Below are 20,838 nucleotides of genomic sequence, written 5' to 3'. Positions count from 1 at the left end.
GCTTACTCCAGATCAGTAACGAATTTTCGGGTCAATCACCGCATATAACACATCAACAATCGCATTAAAGGCGATGGTTAACACCCCGACCAAAATGGTTAAACTCAGTACCAGTGAATAATCCCGATTAAGCGCACCATTAACGAATAACTGACCGATTCCTGGTAAGCCAAAAATCGTTTCTACGACCATCGAACCGGTAATAATCCCGACAAATGCCGGTCCCATATAGGATAATACCGGTAATAATGCTGGCTTAAGCGCATGACGTAAAACAATTGTTCTGAGCGGTAACCCTTTAGCACGAGCAGTACGAATAAAATTAGAGTGCATGACTTCAATCATTGAGCCGCGCGTAATACGCGAAATGCTGGCAATATAAGCTAAGGATAAAGCCACCATTGGCAAAATCATATTTTTAGCCGCACCGCCATCCCAGCCCCCGCCGGGTAACCACTTCAGCTGAATGGCAAAAATGAGGACCAATAATGGCGCTACCACAAAACTGGGAATAACTACCCCCGTCATTGCGAATCCCATCACCGTAAAGTCCCATTTAGTATTTTGATTAAGTGCTGCGATTACTCCCGCAGAAACGCCAAACAGAACCGCCACCAAAAAAGCCGTCGCGCCAAGTTTTGCCGATACCGGAAAAGCTTTCGCGACTAACTCATTAACGCTGTAATCTTTATATTTAAAGGAAGGACCAAAATCACCTTGAGATAATTGGGCCAAATAAGAAAAGTATTGTTTATAGATGGGATCATTTAAATGATATTTCGCTTCAATATTCGCCATAACTTCTGGTGGTAACTTTCGCTCCCCGGTAAATGGGCTTCCCGGTGCTAAGCGCATCATAAAAAATGAAATAGTAATCAAAATAAATAATGTCGGTATCGCCTCAAGTAACCGGCGAATAATAAACTTTAACATTGCCCCTTCCTACTGAATAACTTATTCAGAGTGATAATTTATACTGTGGTCATCCATTATTTGGACTTTCTATTATCGCTATGATCTCTATATTGCTGCCACCATAAATAAATTGATGTGGCTCAGTGGCAGCAATATGAACAATGATCAGCATCTTATTATTTTTTGATAATATATAAATCTTTGGTATGTAGATTATCTAAAGGATCTTTACCGCTGTATCCACCTACATACGGTTTAACCAAGCGTGTATTTACATAATAATATAGTGGGACAATCGCCGAGTCTTGATCGACTAATTTCTCAGCTTGTTGATATAACTTAGCACGTTCATTATCCGTTTTAGCCCGTAACGTTTCTTTAATTAACGCATCGTACTGTTTATTTTTATAATGTACCGTATTGTTACTGCTGTATGACAACAACATATTCAAGAAAGACGATGGTTCATTATAATCCGCACACCATCCTGCACGCGCTACGTCGTATGTTCCTTGGTGACGAGTGTCTAAGAACGTTTTCCATTCTTGGTTCTCTAATTTAACATCCGCGCCTAAATTCTTTTTCCACATTGAAGCCGCGGCGATAGCAATACGTTTATGTAAATCCGAGGTGTTATATAATAAATTAAATTTCAATGGATTAGATTCATTATAGCCTGCTTCTGCCAGCAATTGTTTGGCTTTATCATTCCGCTGTTGCTGATCCATATTTTGATACCAATCCGGTTTTTCACTCTCCATTCCATCGGTAAACGGAGGCGTAAAACCATAGGCCGGAATATCCCCTTGAGCTTTAACTTTATAAGTTATGGTATCTCTATCCATGGATAATTTAAGCGCTTCTCGTACTTTAGGATTATCAAATGGCGGTTTCTCATTATTAATTTCATAATAATAAGTGCATAAATATGGATTAATTTTTAATTCATTCGGCATATTTTTTTGCAGCGATTTAAATTGTTCTATCGGCAAATTACTGTAAGTCATATCAATTTCACCGCTGCGATAGCGATTAACATCGGTTACTTCAGAAGAGATAGGTAAGAATGTCACTTGATCAATGACGGTTTTATCATTATTCCAATAGTTAGGATTACGCGCTAACACAATTCGCTCGTTAACTGTCCAATCTTTGAGTTTATAGGCTCCATTTCCGACAAAATTAGCTGGTTGAGTCCATTTAGCACCGTATTTCTCGATAGTTTTTTTATTCACGGGGGACATAGAAGAATGAGCTAATAATTTGGGTAGATAAGGTACGGCCTCACTTAACGTCACGACTAGAGTATGATCATCAAGAGCTTTAACCCCTAATTCGGTAGGTTTTTTCTTCCCAACAATAACATCATCAATATTTTCAATATGAGCATATTGTAAATAGCTTGCGTAAGGTGATGCGGTATCAGGGCTAGCTAATCGTTGCCAGCTATAAACAAAATCCCCTGCCGTTACAGGGTCACCATTGGACCATTTTGCGCCCTCGCGAATATTAAATGTCCACTGGGTAAAATCTTTATTTTCCCAACTAATCGCAGAACCCGGTAATATTTCCCCATCAGGTCCAACAATAGTGATCCCCTCATACAAATCACGCGCTAAACTGGCTTCCGGTACACCTTCTATTTTATGTGGATCTAATGACTGAGGCTCAGAACCGTTATTACGTACTAAATTTTGTTTTTCAGCTAATTGCACCCCTTCAGAAACATTGGCCGCAAATGTTGCTCCCTGTGTTGCCGCCAATATTGAAGCAGAAACCGCTAGAGCCACACAGGTTTTATTAATATTTTTTATCATCTCATTACTCCCAATAAATAAACTGCCGTTGAAGTGGTGATGTGTTGTTCAGGTTCATTTTTATGATTAATAAGTGACGATAACTCACTGTGATTAAAAATTTTATTATATAAAAATCGATTAACCCGTTTCCGGTATAACCATTAAATCATGATAGAATTAAGCCGTTATTATCTTCATCTCAATCAGAACAGCTATCCGAGCCAAGTTTTAGTCTCTAAATAATATGCCAATGATAAAATTCAGTTGATTAATCAAAAATTAATCGCTGCTAACCTTCCCGTTCGTTATTAGTGACTAAATAAACGTTATAACCCTCAAAAATGTGATTATGTATATGATATTTAAAGGCTAAATATATAAATTAATGTGCTTTCATTTCTTAAGTCATTAAATCGAAAATAAACAATTTATTAACATAATACAAATTATTTAGTGTGAAAATTTACATTCATCACACATTTGTAAGATATTCCCCTTAATTTATAAAAAAGTACCCTATTTAATCTTTCTGTTTACCCTAGACAAGCAACATAAAAAAATGCTCGTTGACGGTAAAAATTAAAAGCAGGGAAATTAAAAGACAAAGAATTAAAAGGCAGGAAATAAAAAATCATTAAAATAAGTGATTAAAACATAATGAAATATCACACTGAGGTGATATGGCGAGGATCTTCTATCAGATGCAATAAAAATAAAGTAATAGGAATTCAACGATTATTCATTATTAATGTTCAGTTATTAATAAAATAAGTACGCAAAGGGGGTTTCTCCGTACTACGCTCTAGCTCTAGCTCTAGCTAGAGATTGAAACGCAGCAGGAGATCAATATAGAGGCAATAGCCATAGCACGAATATTTATAATAAGCCGGGAAAAATAGCTTTAATCCCAGTGACAATAAACTCAATACCCAGAGCCATCAATAACAATCCCATAATACGGGTAATGACGTTAATACCGGTCTGCCCCAAAAAACGCACTAATAAGGATGCAGAACGAAATAATAACCAACAACAAAAAGCAAAAATAATACAGGTCAGTGCCAGACCTAAAAAATTTTGCCACCCTTGCCAGCGTGACGCCCAAACAATTGATGAACTAATCGCTCCGGGGCCTGCCATTAATGGCAACGCCAAAGGAACTACGCCGACACTTTCACGGATAGCAGATTCTGATTTTTCTTGTTTATTCTGTTTATCTTCGCCTAATTTCCCATTAATCATCGACATAGCAATAGTAACAATCAATATCCCACCAGCAATCCGGAACGAATCAATAGATACACCAAATAATTTAAGAATTAAATCGCCGACTAATAAAGAAATACACAAAATAATAGCGACTGAACCGTTAGCGACTAAATTTGTTTTATTTCTATCCGCAATCGTTTGATAGTTGGTCATGCTGATAAAAACAGGTAATACCCCTACTGGGTTAACTAAGGCAAATAACCCAATAAAGAATTTAATGTAACCTGACAAATCTAGTAATGCTGAGCCCACGAATAACCATCCTCTGTAAGTCTTAATTTTGTGATACGTAATTTTGTGATAATAGAAGTAGAATCTACTGATGCTTTCACGCGAAGGACGGTAATGTAACTTATCTCTATAATGTCTGCTATTTTTATTTACACTTCTGTCCGTAAGCTTAATTTTCGTTAATAGATGAATTTTTAAGTTAGCAAATCTTTCTTATCTGTTTACATTATTTTGACACTAATAAAACATCTCTATTGATTAATAAAACAGCCATGCTGAATGGTGTCAGCATGGCTGTTTTGTGATTTAGATCACTTTATTTATCTAGATTAATGCTAAGCTGTATTGCATTAAAACAGACGATATCAAGTATTAATTAATACTGTCGTCCTTGATTTAAAGAGCTTTTTAAGCCAATAAGCGGTATAAAACAGAGTTGTTGAAATTTATTATCTTAAAAGGTTAATTTAATTTTATTATTTTTATCCTTGTAGCTTGAGATATAAAAGTACCGCTAACAAGATCTTCAAACGGCCATTGATTCAATATGTTAGATTTATAGTTTAAGCCGTTAAGAAACATTAGTTATCTTGTTGGTTTGGTTAACCATTTGACTGCTCATTGGCTTAAAAAGTTTAACATTTATCAGGAGTAATCTTTATGTCAGTAACTAATGTTACCGAACTCAACGAACTGGTTGCCCGTGTCAAAAAAGCACAGCGTGAATTCGCCAATTTCCCACAAGAAAAAGTTGACGCAATTTTCCGTGCTGCTGCACTCGCCGCCGCAGATGCTCGAATTCCTTTAGCTAAAATAGCCGTAGAAGAATCCGGTATGGGTATTGTTGAAGATAAAGTGATTAAAAACCACTTCGCTTCAGAATATATCTATAATGCGTATAAAGATGAAAAGACCTGTGGGATCTTATCTGAAGACCCAACTTTTGGCACTATCACCATCGCCGAGCCTATTGGGATTATCTGTGGTATTGTACCAACCACTAACCCAACATCAACTGCTATATTTAAATCACTGATCAGCCTGAAAACACGTAACGCGATCATCTTCTCTCCACATCCACGCGCTAAAAATGCCACTAACCGCGCTGCTGAAATTGTACTAAATGCAGCCATAGCTGCAGGCGCGCCAAAAGATATTATCGGCTGGATTGATGAGCCATCTGTCGCTTTGTCTAACGCATTAATGCACCATGAAGACATCAACCTGATCTTAGCCACTGGCGGTCCAGGCATGGTTAAAGCCGCATATAGTTCTGGTAAGCCGGCAATTGGTGTGGGTGCAGGTAATACGCCAGTAGTGATCGACGAAACCGCCGATATCAAACGAGCTGTTGCCTCTATTTTAATGTCTAAAACTTTCGACAACGGCGTTATCTGTGCATCAGAACAGTCTGTTGTAGTGGTTGATAAAATTTATGATCAAGTCCGCGAACGCTTCTCTACTCACGGTGGTTATCTACTGCAAGGTGAAGATTTAAAAGCGGTACAAGACGTTATTCTAAAAAACGGTAACCTAAATGCAGATATCGTCGGTCAACCTGCGACTAAAATTGCAGAAATGGCCGGTATCAGTGTCCCTGCAACCACTAAAATCTTGATCGGTGAAGTTAAAGTTATCGACGATTCAGAACCGTTCGCACATGAAAAACTGTCTCCGTTACTCGCAATGTACCGCGGTAAAAACTTTGAAGATGCGGTCGAAAAAGCAGAAAAATTAGTTGAAATGGGCGGTATTGGACATACTTCTTGCTTATATACTGATCAAGATAATCAAAAATCACGTATCGAACATTTTGGCGACAAAATGAAAACAGCACGTATTTTGATTAATACCCCAGCATCACAAGGGGGTATCGGTGACCTGTACAACTTTAAACTGTCCCCTTCTCTAACTCTAGGCTGCGGTTCTTGGGGTGGAAACTCTATCTCTGAAAACGTGGGTCCTAAGCATCTAATCAATACCAAAACCGTAGCAAAAAGAGCAGAAAATATGTTATGGCATAAACTTCCGAACTCTATCTATTTCCGCCGGGGCTGTTTACCAATAGCATTAGAAGAAGTCGCTACTGAGGGGGCAAAACGTGCATTTATCGTCACCGATGGCTACCTGTTCAATAATGGCTATGTTGAAGAAGTTGTCCGCGTTCTGAAAAAATTCAATGTTGAAACTGAAGTATTCTTTGAAGTTGAAGCAGATCCAACATTATCTATTGTGCGCAAAGGTGCAGCACAAATGAACGCCTTCAAACCTGATGTTATTATTGCATTAGGTGGTGGTTCACCAATGGATGCAGCTAAAATTATGTGGGTGATGTATGAACATCCTGAAACCCACTTCGAAGAATTAGCTTTACGCTTTATGGATATCCGTAAACGTATTCACCGTTTCCCCAAAATGGGGGTTAAAGCGAAAATGGTCGCGATTACCACCACTTCAGGTACCGGTTCTGAAGTCACACCATTTGCGGTAGTTACGGACGATAAGACAGGTCAAAAATATCCATTAGCGGACTATGCATTAACTCCGAATATGGCGATTGTCGATGCAAACTTAGTTATGAATATGCCTAAATCTCTGACTGCCTTCGGTGGTTTAGATGCGGTAACTCATGCATTGGAAGCTTATGTTTCTGTATTGGCTAACGAATACTCTGACGGCCAAGCATTACAAGCACTTAGCCTGCTGAAAGCCTATCTGCCAGCCAGCTATCATGAAGGCGCAACTAACCCAGTAGCTAGAGAACGTGTTCATAATGCAGCGACCTTAGCCGGTATCGCATTCGCCAATGCTTTCTTGGGAGTTTGCCACTCCATGGCGCATAAATTAGGCTCAGAATTCCATATTCCTCATGGATTAGCTAATGCCTTATTGATTTGTAACGTTATTCGCTATAACGCTAACGATAACCCAACAAAACAGACGGCTTTCAGCCAATATGATCGCCCTCAAGCACGTCGTCGTTATGCGGAAATTGCTGACCATTTAGGTCTGAGCCAGCCAAATGACAATACAGCGCTGAAAATTGAGAGATTGTTGGCATGGATTGAAGAAATGAAATCTTCACTGGGCATTCCAAAATCAATCCGTGAATCTGGTGTGGCTGAAGCTGATTTCTTGGCTAAAGTTGATAAATTATCTGAAGATGCATTTGATGACCAGTGTACTGGGGCTAACCCACGTTACCCACTGATTGCTGAACTGAAACAAATTCTTCTGGATACTTACTACGGCCGTGAATACTCAGAAAATGTGGTTGAAGCAGCGAAAGAAAGCAAAAAAGCCACTAAAAAATAACAATGGCGATCCTTCTAACTCATTAAGTTATATTCGATAAGTACACGACTCGTATAACTTAACGTAAAAGGAGATCTCCCTATCAAGAGACACTGATGATAAATCAGTGTCTCTTTTATAACGTCGGCTACCAACCTTAACTAGCGCTGAACTAACCTCACCATAGAATATTCAATACAGCCACTTTATTCTCTATCACATAATTATCCGTCACATATTGTGACCCGGATTAAATCTGTTCTGCGGATTAATTTTTATATCTATCCCCGATACCCGATTTAATTATCACGCAGAAAAAAACTCCATATTATTATCGCTGTTAATAACCACGCACTCATCATCCGATTGTCATAACATACAACAATAAATAAAAAGACACGGTTTTTATAACTGATAAGCAAGAAAGTGTGAATGAAATAACTGGCAGATAATCAATACCATGAAAATAGAATAGCGAAGAGTATTTTCGTCCCAAATACTGTCCTAATCACTACAGTTAATGATGGGAGTAAAATCTGCAGGAATAATGAGAAAATACAGATTGAAAAACAAACTAATTACACTAAAGGTCACACAAGAACTATTGAGCCACTTTTAGTGTAATCGATGCAAAGTTATCAGAAGATTGATTAAATCCCCTTACAAGCCATACAGCGCTAATCATTAAGGGTCTCGTCAGAAATTTATCTCAGTCAACATTAATTAAAATGGAAAGGAACTTTTGGCAACTGACCATTAGCCATCAGTTTAGCTTTATTAATAGCTTCCATGTAATGTTTACGACATACTGAAATATATTTTTCATTACCACCAATATCAACCTGAGCGCCTTCATAAACCGGAATACCATCACTACCAATCCGCAATACTCGACCCGCTTTACGTCCACACCAACAAACGGTTTTTAATTCCACCAGCTTATCAGACCAAGCCAACAAATATTGACTTCCAGAAAACAACTCGCCTGAAAAATCAGTTCGTAAGCCATAGCATAATACCGGAATATCCACGTTATCGACTATGTCACATAATTGTTCAACTTGCTGTTTTGTCAGAAATTGACACTCATCAATTAAGACACAATGTACTTTTTGATTATTATTTTCTTTCTTGATTACTTCAGCCATATTCGTTTGTGGTGAGAAAAGTAACGCATCGGCAGATAAGCCAATTCTCGAAACAACTTTACCTTGAGCAAAACGGGTATCAATTTCTGCAGTAAAAATAAGCGCTCTCATTCCACGTTCATTATAATTATAAGAAGATTGTAAAAGTGATGTCGATTTCCCTGCATTCATTGCAGAGTAATAAAAATAAAGCTGAGCCATCAGCCGTACCCCTCTGGAAAAATAAAACCGGCTGATTCTATCACAAACAAAGCTCCTGAGAGCAAATAGAACGATAAAATTAGAATACCGACTAACGTCGATTAATTTATCATCTCGATATATCTTATTATATAAGAAAACAGATAAGAAATTAGTAACAATCAGATTAATGACTACATAAATGAGAAATAGACCCTATTCTAATAATTGATCTTGATGATAAAAATCCAGATTGTCTTTTTCATGACTTTATCACTGAAACTAAAAACAAAAATTTTGTTTAAGAGGATAGTAAATCTAGTAAAATCTAGCTTAGTTGCTTGTATAAGTTTATGGCTAAAGAAAATATAAATAGCGTTAACCAAGCAATTAACAGACTATGATTCATATCCTGCTAAGTTTTATAAAAATGGAAATATATATCTATGAAAATTTAATATTCCTTTTGTAAAGGAATTGCTTTTACTAAAGATAACTTTTAAACTAATAGAGAAAATTAGCTATTGCAGAAAATATAATAGCATTCTATTATTAAGACACTTAAACCTACTAATTAATTTGAGACCAGGAAAATGAGCGAATCATTAAAAGCATTAAATAACATCCGTACTCTTCGTGCGCAAGCAAGAGAACTTTCTCTGGAATCACTGGAAGAGATGTTAGAAAAATTAACTGTTGTTGTAGAAGAGCGTCGTGAAGAAGATAGCCAAGCACAAGCTGAATTAGAAGAACGTACTCGTAAACTGGAAGAAGTACGTGAAATGATTCTGGCTCAAGGTATCGACCCTAATGAGCTGCTGCAATCTATGGGCGGAACGAAAACTAGCGCTAAACCTAAACGTGCTGCACGTCCTGCAAAATATAAATACATCGACGAAAATGGTGAAAGCAAAACTTGGACCGGCCAAGGTCGTACTCCAGCTGTCATCAAACAAGCAATTGAAGAACAAGGTAAATCATTAGAAGATTTCTTAATCTAATTGATTTATATGTTATTAAAAAACGTCCTTAATCAAGGGCGTTTTTTTTGAATAAATCATTTATTCATCAGAAAATAATCCCTCTCTTATGTTGTATGAACCCAATATGATAATTATCCTATTGTGCTATCACCTATTCAGGCAAGTTTATTGACTTAACGACTTTGATTAAAAACAATTTAAAATTATAAATATCAAATTAAGATATTTTCTAAATCAACACTCTGGACAAATAACCAGCCTTCAACATTCATTTGACGTTTTATACAAAAGCGAAAATTAAAGTAAATTTATGTAATTATTATCAATAATAGCTCGATTGATTAATGAATCAATTAGTTAATTTTAGTTATTCATTTAATAATTATTATCCGAAATAAAATAAAGATTTATGAAATTTAATACACATAATATTCGTGGGATTTTATGAATATAGCGTTATTCGATTAGATGGCGTTCAACTCACTTCTCATCAAACGATAAAAATTGATGAACCGTATAATATTGGAATAAACGAGAATAGCTGATAACAAATTTAGTGATTTAGCAGTACCATATAAGTGGTAGGTATAATACCTGATGAATTTAAACCGTAATTCTCTCCTTTCTCCTCTTATTACGAGTAAAATAACGTTCAAATATACAGATACAATTTACAATATGAGTTTAAGTAAAATGCTCTAGCGCTATAGAGTAAAAATGGCGGTTAATTACAAAAATAAAAAAACCGATATATGCGTAATATATCGGCGAGTAATTATAAATGGATGGTCAAATCGAGATAGATATTATTTATTGACGTTTAATTTTGCTGGTAGTGAATTAATCCACTGAGAAAAATCTTCACCTAACTCTTCATGCTGCATGCCATATTCAACGAAGGCTTTCATATAACCCAGTTTATTTCCACAATCATGGCTTTTACCGCGCAAATGATAAGCTTCAACAGGTTCATTTTGTTCAATTAACATAGCAATAGCATCAGTCAATTGAATTTCATCACCCGCACCTGGTGCTGTTCTAGCTAGCAGAGGCCAAATCTTATCAGTTAAGACATAACGCCCAACAATAGATAAATTAGACGGAGCCTCTTCTTGGCGTGGTTTCTCTACCATGCGTAAAATAGGTTTACTGTCACCAGGCTGTAACGTTATGCCATTGCAATCAACAATGCCGTAATTAGACACATCAGATTCAGGAACCGGCTCAACTAATATTTGACTCGCGCCTGTTTCATCAAAATGCGCTAGCATCTCACTTAAATTGAATTTAGACAGATCGGTACTATAACGGTCAAGAATAACGTCAGGTAGAATAACTGCAAATGGCTCATCACCAATCAACGGCTTAGCACACAGTATTGCATGACCTAAACCTTTAGCAATACCTTGTCTGGTTTGCATGATAGTGACATGACTGGGACAGATAGACTGTACTTCAGCCAGCAATTGACGTTTAACTCGGCGTTCTAGAATAGCTTCCAATTCAAAACTAGTATCAAAATGGTTCTCGATTGAGTTTTTTGATGAATGCGTGACCAGAACAATCTCATTGATCCCTGCGGCAATACACTCATTAACCACGTATTGGATCAGTGGCTTATCTACAATAGGCAGCATCTCTTTAGGGATAGCTTTCGTTGCAGGTAACATCCGCGTACCTAAACCTGCCACCGGAATGACCGCTTTACGTACTTTATGTTTAAATCCAGTTTTCATGACCAAATAATCTCCCTTAACACTAGCTCCCCTCGATATAATATAGGGAGCATTTTAGTGCCATAATATAGTGCTGCGGAGTATAGCAGGAATAAAGCAAGGATAAATAGATCTGGCTTTTTTTCAGAATTTTTTAGCCATATTTAATGAGCGAAGCCGATTAATTCATTAATTGATAATAAAATAAGACGGTAATAACCCTTTTTCTGATGTAGAGTATAATTTATGCACGAGTATAAGTTATGACTCAAATTAAACTGTTAACGGGTTAAACATCAGCGTAATTTGATGCCCTGCGTTGGAGACTTTACATTGCCACTGAGTCGTATGAGTGGCTAATTGCGCGGTATCTGTTGGATTAGCGGTACCCAGCGGTAAACTCGGCCTGAGTTTATATGTATTGTTTTCAGTCTCGATTTGAACCTCTAATCCCGCAGAAGTAAGAATAACGGCTTTACTGTCAGTATTAAAATACCCCACTAGCAACGGAAATTGGCCACTAAAGCCGGAGTCTTCTAGTAAATAATTTAATTGCTGAATAATGTATTCAATTTTTGGTAATTTTTGTTGTGGATTATTAACCGCACTTTTTAATAAATTATTAAATACAACTCGAATAAGTAATGCTGCCATGACGCCTTCATTTGGTGATTGTTCGATATCGATACAATAAAAACCAATTTGATGAACCGATAATGGGGCTAAATCTAATAACAGCCCCACACGCTCAGCATCATTTAGTTGGCGATAATTAACTTTGTAGTTATTAATTTCTTGAGAAACAGGCGGCTGTAATTGCATTAACATCGGTGTGATATTAGGTAATGGATGCTGTAATAATGAGGATATATGGCGCATCTCTGCTTCTATACCAATATCTGATTGATAACGCTCTGGATACAAGCAGGTTTCCAAAGTTTCTTTAATCTCATTTAAATCACGAATAGGCTTTAGTAATGCATCCTTAGCGCCTAGTCTAAGCACTTTATCCACTTGAGTAAAATCATTAGTAGCCGTAATAATTATCACCGGGATATACAGCTTATTTTCGATCAGCTGAGTCATCAACATTTCACCCGACATCAACGGCATATTAATATCGGATAAAATAATATCAGGATGCACACCATGATGAATAATCATATCTAATGCTTGCTTACCTGTTTCTGCAACAATTACCGTAGCCCCTAATGAGCGCAGATAACTCTCAAGCTGAGTTCGAAAAACAATTTCATCTTCGACTATCATTATCTGTTTATTTTTCATAAAAAATCCAATCGCTAGTCACTAGAGACAAAATTCAGATACTATTATCCGAACCCTATTATTTTTTTGGGTAACTGTAATCTAAGTATAGATATTTTATTTCAAAATAGAAAAATACAGGCTAAAAATGGAAGATTCTGTGCACCAAGACTGCTTTTGCGGTAGCCAAAAAACATTTAACGTATGCTGTCAGCCTTTTTTAGACCATCAGCAGGTTCCCGAAACAGCCGAAGCATTAATGCGCTCACGTTATAGTGCCTATGTAACACATAACGCAGATTACCTGCTTCAAACATGGCATCCAGAATGTCATGCTGAGCAGTGGCAGGATGAACTAATTAATGGTTTTGCCCATACCCAATGGCTTGGGTTGCGTGTCATTAGTTCTTCTCATGATAAAAACTCAGACCTAGCTTATGTCGAATTTTCGGCTTGCTTTATTGATGAAAAAGCTGATCATAAACAACTTATTCATGAGCGTTCGCGCTTTGTGCGTGTCGGCCAACAGTGGCTCTATATTGATGAGGTAACACCAAAAGTCGGCAGAAACGATCTCTGTCCTTGTGGCTCAGAGAAAAAATATAAAAAATGCTGCGGTGATAATTAATCTTATTCTGCTATTACGCGGGAATCATTGACGATTTTTAATGTAGCCGTCATCAGCGATAACTAAAATCGAAACTATTTAAGGATCTAACCGTTTCATGCAACACAAAAATATACAAAGAAAAGTTCTTCGAACTATTTGCCCTGATGCAAAAGGCCTAATCGCAAAAATAACCAATATTTGCTACAAACATCAGCTCAACATTGTTCAAAATAATGAATTCGTTGACCATCTCACCGGACGTTTCTTTATGCGAACCGAGCTAGAAGGAATTTTTAATGATGAAACGTTACTAGCGGATCTGGATGATGCATTACCTAGTGGTTCAAAACGTGAGCTTAATGCAGCAGGTCGTCGGCGTATTGTGATTATGGTGACCAAGGAAGCCCATTGTTTAGGTGATCTATTAATGAAGAGCATCTACGATGGTTTAGATGTTGAAATCGCCGCAGTTATTGGGAATCACGATACCCTAAAGCCATTAGTTGAGCAATTTGGGATTACTTTCCATCATATTAGCCATGAAGGGCTAACTCGCGAGCAACATGATGAAAAAATGATCAACCAAATTGACCAATATCAACCTGATTATGTCGTGTTAGCTAAATATATGCGGGTACTGACTCCAGCATTCGTGCAACATTATCCAAATCAGATCATTAATATCCATCATTCTTTCTTGCCAGCCTTTATTGGCGCACGCCCATACCATCAAGCTTATGAGCGTGGGGTGAAAATTATTGGGGCTACCGCACACTTTGTTAACGATAGCCTGGATGAAGGTCCGATCATTACTCAGGACGTCATCAACGTTGATCATACCTTTACGGCGGACGATATGATGCGGGCTGGGCGCGATGTAGAAAAAAACGTGCTGAGCCAAGCCCTATATTGGGTATTAGCACAACGCGTTTTCGTGTACGGAAATAGAACAGTTATCTTATAAAAAGATTTTTAGTAGATTAAACCGCCATAAAGTGCAAAAAAACGGCATTCGAACTATTTTTTTAAATTAATACTTTACAGCGGCAGCTCATTTGATATGATTCTGCCCGCTGTCACAGATAGCGAGCGAAAAAATTTGGTGGGGTTCCCGAGCGGCCAAAGGGAGCAGACTGTAAATCTGCCGTCACAGACTTCGAAGGTTCGAATCCTTCCCCCACCACCACTTCGCTAACCGCCAGTTAGCCTTGATAGACTCACTTAAAATTTTCATCATAATATTTCAAATTTAATCCTACTCTAACGACCCTCTCCTTGTTTTAAATTATCTCTTGTACAGTACATATTTTTGCGCCCTATCTACATTTATTTTCAACAACATCATTTTATTTATCTCTGGCTATATTTATCATTATGTCATCTGCTCAATTAACGAAATAAAGCGATTCAATACGCTAGAATGGGCTTTCGATTTATAAATGTAACACTTTAAATTGATATTCAGCTTATCTAACGGTAAAAATATCATTTTCTCATCACTGCGGCACTCTTTAGGTAGTTGATCGCTTAATCCAATAAAATCGCCCTGCTGGATAAAATTAACACAGCAGCCAGTATTGTCCATTTGGCGGATACTAATTTTTATTTTATTAGCACCCACTTGATGAATTAGCTGCGCCATTAACGGACTTTTATATAATGCCGGATCACATAACCAAGTATATTTGCGTAGCAGTTCAATAATATTTTCTTGGCACAGTTGATACAGTGAACGCTGGCAGTATATACCTAATGAGTTATGCTCAATCTGCTTTAGTAGACTAAAACGCTCGCTAATGACTATCTCCGAGCTTAGAATCAATGTATTACCATCGTAATCGACAATATCGTCTAATTCTTGAGAATTAAATCTAAAAATATTTACCTGTGTATTATGTTTACTCGCTGAGTGATATAAATTAATTAAATGCCCTTCCTTTCCCCAGTCATAATAAATATTTGCCTCATTACTTATATGCCCAGTAAAATGTTTCTTAGTAATTTCTTTTTCCTGTAAATAAAGTTCTCTGAGGTCATTATATAATTCAAAACCATCTTTTGTGAGTGTCATACCAAATTTTTCACGTTTAAAAAGTCGTTTACCTAATATGGTTTCAAAATCTTTAATTGACTTAGCAATTGGTGGCGTTGTTCTATTCATTACTCGAGCAGCTTTACTTAATGAGCCATTTTCTACTACTGCCATAAAAGCCTCTAGCTTGCGTGAAAAAAACATATCTATATCCCCATCCAAACTACGATAAAATAAGAATATATAGAGTAATATTCAAATAATAACTCTAGATATCAATTAGTTAATTTGAGTTAGACCGCTTTTAGCTTATCGAGCATGGAAATTAAAAAATAATTAATTTAACAATCCCAAATCGAATAGATAATATAATCCTATAACTTAAAGCACTTAATTTCTAACAAACTCAACCATGCCAATCTAGCGTTTTATATGAATAAAATTTGTAATGCCTGTATTAAATAAAAATTATCCTCAACCTTTACAGCAAGCTATTTTAAACATTGCTCACATTCTTATTATATTCTTTATTTATCATTGTTACATTTAATATAATAAGCGAACCAGTTTAATTTCATATTAAGTTAATTATATTTACATTATTTTAAATTATTATTTTGAATGGTTACATAAATTCTATTATCTGTTAAAATAGTTTTTTCAGTTAAAATATGGACACTTCCCTTACCATGAAATTTATATCATTCAATATCAATGGATTAAGAGCCCGCCCTCATCAACTCGCTGCAATTGTTGAAAAATATCAACCTGATGTTATTGGGTTACAAGAAACTAAAGTTCATGATGATATGTTTCCTTTAGATGATGTGAAACAGCTGGGTTACCATATTTATTATCATGGACAAAAAGGTCACTATGGGGTGGCATTATTATTGAAAAATCCACCATTGGCGATACGTAAGGGTTTTGCTACCGATGATGAAGATGCTCAACGCCGTATTATCATGGCTGATATTGCCACTGAAAATGGCCCATTAACCGTCATTAATGGCTATTTCCCTCAAGGTGAAAGCCGCGATCATCCAACTAAATTCCCGGCTAAAGAAAAGTTTTATCGCGATCTACAAACCTATGTCGAAACGTTTGATCCCGCCGGACAGCTGCTAATTATGGGCGATCTCAACATTAGCCCTACTGATAAAGATATCGGTATCGGTGAAAACAACATGAAACGCTGGTTACGTAGTGGAAAATGTTCATTTTTACCCGAAGAACGTGAATGGTTAGGCAAGCTACTAAATTGGGGATTAGTCGATACTTATCGTCAAATGCACCCTAATACTGATGATAAATTTTCATGGTTTGATTATCGTTCAAAAGGTTTTGATGATAACCGTGGGCTACGAATTGACTTAGTTTTAGCCAGTCCATCATTGGCCAAACGCTGTGTCGCTACTGGAATTGATTATGATATCCGGGCGATGGAAAAACCTTCCGATCACGCGCCGGTGTGGGCTGAGTTTGAGCTAACTGCTAGCGATAAATAAGCATTAATCTCGGCCACCATAATTGATAAGTTCATTGCTTCAATTATGGGGTCGAGATTATTAGTATTTTATGCTTTATTTGCGGGCTTTTTGCGGGTACCTGAGGCAGAATTTTTCCGCGCTTTTGTGCTAGATTTACCTTTGCGCGCAGGTGCAGGTGGTAATTCTCTAAACGCTTTTACATTGGTATTTTGTCGAGCATATTCAATTAATTGCTGTAATGTCGCGGACAATGGTTGCATAAAATCATCATAGCGAGTTTTCTTTTCACTTATTTGAGTTAAGACTGATTCCCAATGTGCGGTCATATCAGGTAATGTTGCCATATCAGGTAACACATGGATCAACGCCCGCCCCGCCGGTGAAGCATGAATATAGCGCCCTTGTTTAAATAAAAACTGGCGCTTAAATAACAAGTCAATAATCCCTGCACGCGTCGCTTCAGTCCCTAAACCATCAGTTTCGCGTAGCACTTTTTTTAATGATTTATCTTGCACAAAGCGAGCTATACCGGTCATTGCAGATAACAAGGTGGCATCGGTAAATGGCCGAGGTGGCTGAGTTTGTCTTTCGATTACCTCTCCATTTTCACACAATAATTGTGCCCCTTTTTTAACGATGGGTAACGGAGTGCCATCATTCTCTGCGTCACGTTCTTTATTACCCAGTACTGTTTTCCACCCAGCCTCAGCTAAAAATCGCGCTTTAGCGATAAATTTACCGCCTGCAATTTCTAACTCAATCACGCACTTACGATAAATAGCATCGGGCATAAACTGAACAATATATTGTTGTGCTATCAAGCCATAAATATTAGCTTCATGCTCAGTTAATTTGACCGCTGAGCTGCGTGCCGTCGGAATAATCGCATGGTGAGCATCAACTTTTTTATCATCCCAGCAACGGTTTTTGTGATCAATTTCAGTTAACTCAAATTCAGTTAATGCGGGTCGATGGACTGAAATTGCATTAAGTACCGCATGACGCCCAGCAAAATGTTCATCCGGAAGATAGCGGCTATCAGAACGCGGATAAGTAATTAACTTATGTGTCTCATACAAGCGCTGACAAACATCTAGGACTTCTTGCGCACTCAAGTTAAATTTCTTCGCCGCCTCAATTTGTAAAGCCGATAATGAAAATGGTAAAGGCGATATTTCTGACTCACGTTTATCTTGATATGAGGTGACTTCTGCTGGTTGCCCACAGATCCGTGCCACCACATGCTCAGCCAGAGGCCGGTGCGTTAATCGTCCTTCTTCATCTTGATAATCAATACAGGAGTCGCTTGGCTGCCAGACCGCCGTAAAACGTTCTTCATTGGGCGTTACTATGTGAGCTTTAACTTCAAAGAAATCTTTAGGTACAAAATTTTCAATATCTTCATCACGGCGCACCACCAACCCCAACACTGGAGTTTGTACTCGCCCGACAGACAATACCCCTTGGTAGCCAGCACGTTGACCCAAAAGTGTATAAGCGCGAGTCATGTTTATCCCATATAACCAATCTGCGCGGGCACGAGCTAATGCAGAAACACATAGCGGGATAAAGTCACGATTAGCACGTAATCGCTGTACAGCTCGCTCAACGGCTTGAGGGTTTAAATCGTTAATTAAACAACGCTGAACTGCTTTTCTTTTTTCTGCGGGCAAATTGAGATAATCAAGCACCTCGTCAACCAATAATTGGCCTTCTCTGTCGGGGTCTCCCGCATGAATAACTTCTGAGGCTTGAGACAATAATGATTTTATCGTATTCAGTTGTTTAGCGACTGAAGGCCTTGGTTTTAATTGCCATTTTTCCGGGATGATAGGCAGGTCATTTAGCGCCCAACGAGCATAACGCGCATCGTAAGCCTCTGGCTCCGCTTGCTCTAATAAGTGGCCAATACACCAAGTGACCATTTGATTATCACCACACTGAATAAAACCGTCCCCTCGTTTATGGGGCTTCGGTAATATCTCTGCAATAGCCCGAGCTAAACTCGGTTTTTCCGCAATAAATAAACGCATAGCTTATTCAATAACATCGATCAAAGGCTGATCTGGTTGCTGTGGAATCAATCTTCCAATCGCATTTAATGCAATACCGTGCTGCGCTGCCAGCGTGGTGACTTGATCTACCGCGTCAGGCTGTACTGCTATCAATAATCCGCCTGAAGTTTGAGGATCACATAAAACGTCACGTTGTAAATTAGTTAATGGTGCAATCAAATGGCCATAGCTATCAAAATTACGCTGTGTTCCGCCGGGCACACAACCTTGAGCAATATACTGTTCAATATTTGGTAATTTAGGCACCTGTGAGAAATTAATTTGTGCCGCAACTTGCGAGCCTTGGCATATTTCACTTAAATGACCTAATAAACCAAAACCCGTCACATCAGTCATCGCCGTAACACCTTCAATAGCCGCAAATTCACTACCTATCTGATTGAGTTGACACATGATTGTTGTTGCTAAACCACGATGTTCATCTGCCAATAAGCTTTTCTTTTCAGCGGTAGTTAATACGCCAATACCTAACGGTTTGGTCAAAAATAATTGACATCCACTGCTTGCTGCGCTGTTTTTCTTGATTTTAGCAGTATCGACCACACCAGTAACCGCTAAACCAAAAATCGGTTCTGGTGCATCAATTGAATGTCCACCTGCCAGTGATATGCCCGCTTCTTTACATGCTGCTCGCCCGCCTTCAATCACTTCGCGTGCAACTTCCGGCGCTAATTTATTGATAGGCCAACCTAAAATAGCAATAGCCATCATTGGTTTTCCACCCATAGCATAAATATCACTAATCGCATTAGTGGCTGCTATCCGACCAAACTCAAATGGAGAATCGACAATCGGCATAAAAAAATCGGTAGTGCTAATAATACCGATACCATTTCCAAGGTCATACACCGCCGCATCATCTTTAGTTTCATTGCCGACTAATAAATGAGGATCATGAAATTTAGCTTGCTCGCTATGTAAAATTTGTTCCAATACTTTTGGCGCAATTTTGCAGCCACATCCAGCACCGTGACTGTATTGTGTGAGTCTAATATCTTGCATTTAAAGGCCTCCCAAATCAAAAATAACTAACAAAGTCGCTCATATCTGGTTGCTGAACTTTACTTGGTACTTTTAATGCAGGCGTACCAAGATACAAAAAGCCAACAATTTTTTCATTTTCAGCGCAGCCCAATCCAGCTTTCACGATAGGGTCTTCAGTCCATGATCCTGAACGCCAAATACCACCAAAGCCCTGAGCCAATGCCGCCATTTGCATGGCTTGTACTGTACAGCCCGCAGCAACCAATTGCTCCCAATCAGGCACTTTGGGATGATCGACGATTTTAGCAATTACCGTAATAATCAGCGGTGCACGAAACGGGGCATGGCGCGCTTTTTCTTCTACTTCTGGGCCCATTTCCCCCACAATCGCAGCTTGTTCAAGCAGTTGACTAAATTTAATCAATCCTTCATCTTGCATAACGATAAAATGCCATGGGCGTAAAGCGCCATGATCAGGCGCACGCATACCAGCGGTAAGGATATTTTGTAACGCCTCACCTGCTGGTGCCGGTGTCGTTAGGCGTGAAGCTGAACGACGATTCAATAAAAGTGTTAAAGCATCCATCTATATCTCCATTTCGGGATAAACTGTTTTCGTAATTACTCGATAATATCGATTTATTATAGTAATTAATTTGAATAACCGTAGCGAATAACTGTACATATCAATATATTGAATTATATCATCTGTCGGTACAGAGAAATATGATGCCCGCATTTTATAATCATCTTGACACTTTTTTTGTGGATAAATTATCAGGATTTAGACAGAAAAAGATGTTCTTTGCCATTAATATGGGCAAAATTTTTGTAATATGGAGAGAGT

The 20,838-nt window shown here is 37.9% G+C and carries 15 protein-coding genes and 1 tRNA gene; 6 read left to right on the top strand and 10 right to left on the bottom strand.

Annotated features, from left to right (window positions below; translation table 11 throughout):
* Positions 1–12 precede the first annotated feature (12 nt).
* From oppB to M992_RS09340, 3 genes are all read right to left on the bottom strand, one after another.
* Positions 13–933 carry an oligopeptide ABC transporter permease OppB gene (gene oppB, locus M992_RS09350; RefSeq protein ID WP_053908271.1) on the bottom strand — a complete coding sequence of 307 codons (921 nt, stop codon included), beginning with the start codon at positions 931–933 and terminating at the stop codon, positions 13–15.
* 158 nt (positions 934–1,091) lie between these two features.
* Positions 1,092–2,732, bottom strand: coding sequence for an oligopeptide ABC transporter substrate-binding protein OppA (oppA, locus tag M992_RS09345; protein WP_053908270.1), 1,641 nt, complete (start codon positions 2,730–2,732; stop codon positions 1,092–1,094).
* Between the two features lie 858 nt (positions 2,733–3,590).
* Entirely contained in the window at positions 3,591–4,235 is a 645-nt protein-coding gene (locus M992_RS09340) for a YchE family NAAT transporter (RefSeq protein WP_047256191.1), read from the bottom strand.
* A gap of 639 nt (positions 4,236–4,874) precedes the next feature.
* On the opposite strand from M992_RS09340, the gene adhE reads away from it, so the two are divergent.
* Entirely contained in the window at positions 4,875–7,529 is a 2,655-nt protein-coding gene (adhE, locus tag M992_RS09335; protein ID WP_053908269.1) for a bifunctional acetaldehyde-CoA/alcohol dehydrogenase, read from the top strand.
* Positions 7,530–8,227: 698 nt separating this feature from the next.
* Here adhE and M992_RS09330 read toward each other — a convergent pair.
* Positions 8,228–8,857, bottom strand: coding sequence for a thymidine kinase (locus M992_RS09330; protein WP_053908268.1), 630 nt, complete (start codon positions 8,855–8,857; stop codon positions 8,228–8,230).
* A 572-nt stretch (positions 8,858–9,429) separates the two neighbouring features.
* On the opposite strand from M992_RS09330, the gene hns reads away from it, so the two are divergent.
* Positions 9,430–9,837 (top strand): histone-like nucleoid-structuring protein H-NS, encoded by a 408-nt coding sequence (gene hns, locus M992_RS09325; protein ID WP_047256194.1) that lies wholly within the window; start codon positions 9,430–9,432, stop codon positions 9,835–9,837.
* A gap of 788 nt (positions 9,838–10,625) precedes the next feature.
* Here the strand turns inward: hns and galU are convergent.
* Together galU and rssB are read right to left on the bottom strand one after the other, a co-directional pair.
* Complete coding sequence (gene galU / locus M992_RS09320) at positions 10,626–11,555, bottom strand: UTP--glucose-1-phosphate uridylyltransferase GalU (RefSeq protein ID WP_053908267.1); 930 nt, start codon at positions 11,553–11,555, stop codon at positions 10,626–10,628.
* Between the two features lie 252 nt (positions 11,556–11,807).
* Positions 11,808–12,821 (bottom strand): two-component system response regulator RssB, encoded by a 1,014-nt coding sequence (gene rssB, locus M992_RS09315; RefSeq protein ID WP_053908266.1) that lies wholly within the window; start codon positions 12,819–12,821, stop codon positions 11,808–11,810.
* Between the two features lie 127 nt (positions 12,822–12,948).
* On the opposite strand from rssB, the gene M992_RS09310 reads away from it, so the two are divergent.
* From M992_RS09310 to M992_RS09300, 3 genes are all read left to right on the top strand, one after another.
* Positions 12,949–13,428, top strand: coding sequence for a YchJ family protein (locus M992_RS09310; protein WP_053908265.1), 480 nt, complete (start codon positions 12,949–12,951; stop codon positions 13,426–13,428).
* Between the two features lie 97 nt (positions 13,429–13,525).
* A complete protein-coding gene (gene purU, locus M992_RS09305; RefSeq protein WP_053908264.1) occupies positions 13,526–14,374 on the top strand; it encodes a formyltetrahydrofolate deformylase in 849 nt (282 codons plus the stop codon).
* 137 nt (positions 14,375–14,511) lie between these two features.
* Positions 14,512–14,596: transfer RNA gene (locus M992_RS09300), tRNA-Tyr, on the top strand.
* Between the two features lie 186 nt (positions 14,597–14,782).
* Here M992_RS09300 and M992_RS09295 read toward each other — a convergent pair.
* Positions 14,783–15,646, bottom strand: coding sequence for a LysR family transcriptional regulator (locus tag M992_RS09295; RefSeq protein ID WP_053908263.1), 864 nt, complete (start codon positions 15,644–15,646; stop codon positions 14,783–14,785).
* Positions 15,647–16,131: 485 nt separating this feature from the next.
* Between M992_RS09295 and xthA the strand changes: the two genes are divergently transcribed.
* Positions 16,132–16,950 carry an exodeoxyribonuclease III gene (xthA, locus tag M992_RS09290; protein ID WP_053908262.1) on the top strand — a complete coding sequence of 273 codons (819 nt, stop codon included), beginning with the start codon at positions 16,132–16,134 and terminating at the stop codon, positions 16,948–16,950.
* Positions 16,951–17,018: 68 nt separating this feature from the next.
* Here xthA and M992_RS09285 read toward each other — a convergent pair whose 3' ends face one another.
* Genes M992_RS09285 through M992_RS09275 form a run of 3 tightly spaced genes read right to left on the bottom strand, consistent with a single transcriptional unit; the run spans position 17,019 to position 20,577 of the window.
* On the bottom strand, positions 17,019–18,965 hold the full coding sequence (locus tag M992_RS09285) for a DNA topoisomerase III (RefSeq protein WP_053908261.1): 1,947 nt from the start codon (positions 18,963–18,965) through the stop codon (positions 17,019–17,021).
* Between the two features lie 3 nt (positions 18,966–18,968).
* Positions 18,969–20,009 (bottom strand): selenide, water dikinase SelD, encoded by a 1,041-nt coding sequence (gene selD, locus M992_RS09280; protein WP_053908260.1) that lies wholly within the window; start codon positions 20,007–20,009, stop codon positions 18,969–18,971.
* 16 nt (positions 20,010–20,025) lie between these two features.
* Positions 20,026–20,577 (bottom strand): NAD(P)H nitroreductase, encoded by a 552-nt coding sequence (locus M992_RS09275; protein WP_053908259.1) that lies wholly within the window; start codon positions 20,575–20,577, stop codon positions 20,026–20,028.
* Positions 20,578–20,838 lie beyond the last annotated feature (261 nt).

The sequence above is a fragment of the Moellerella wisconsensis ATCC 35017 genome (assembly GCF_001294465.1).
In the GTDB taxonomy this organism is placed as follows: domain Bacteria; phylum Pseudomonadota; class Gammaproteobacteria; order Enterobacterales; family Enterobacteriaceae; genus Moellerella; species Moellerella wisconsensis.
The sequence above is the reverse complement of the archived record's forward strand: the minus strand, read 5'-3'. Positions and strand labels throughout refer to the sequence as shown.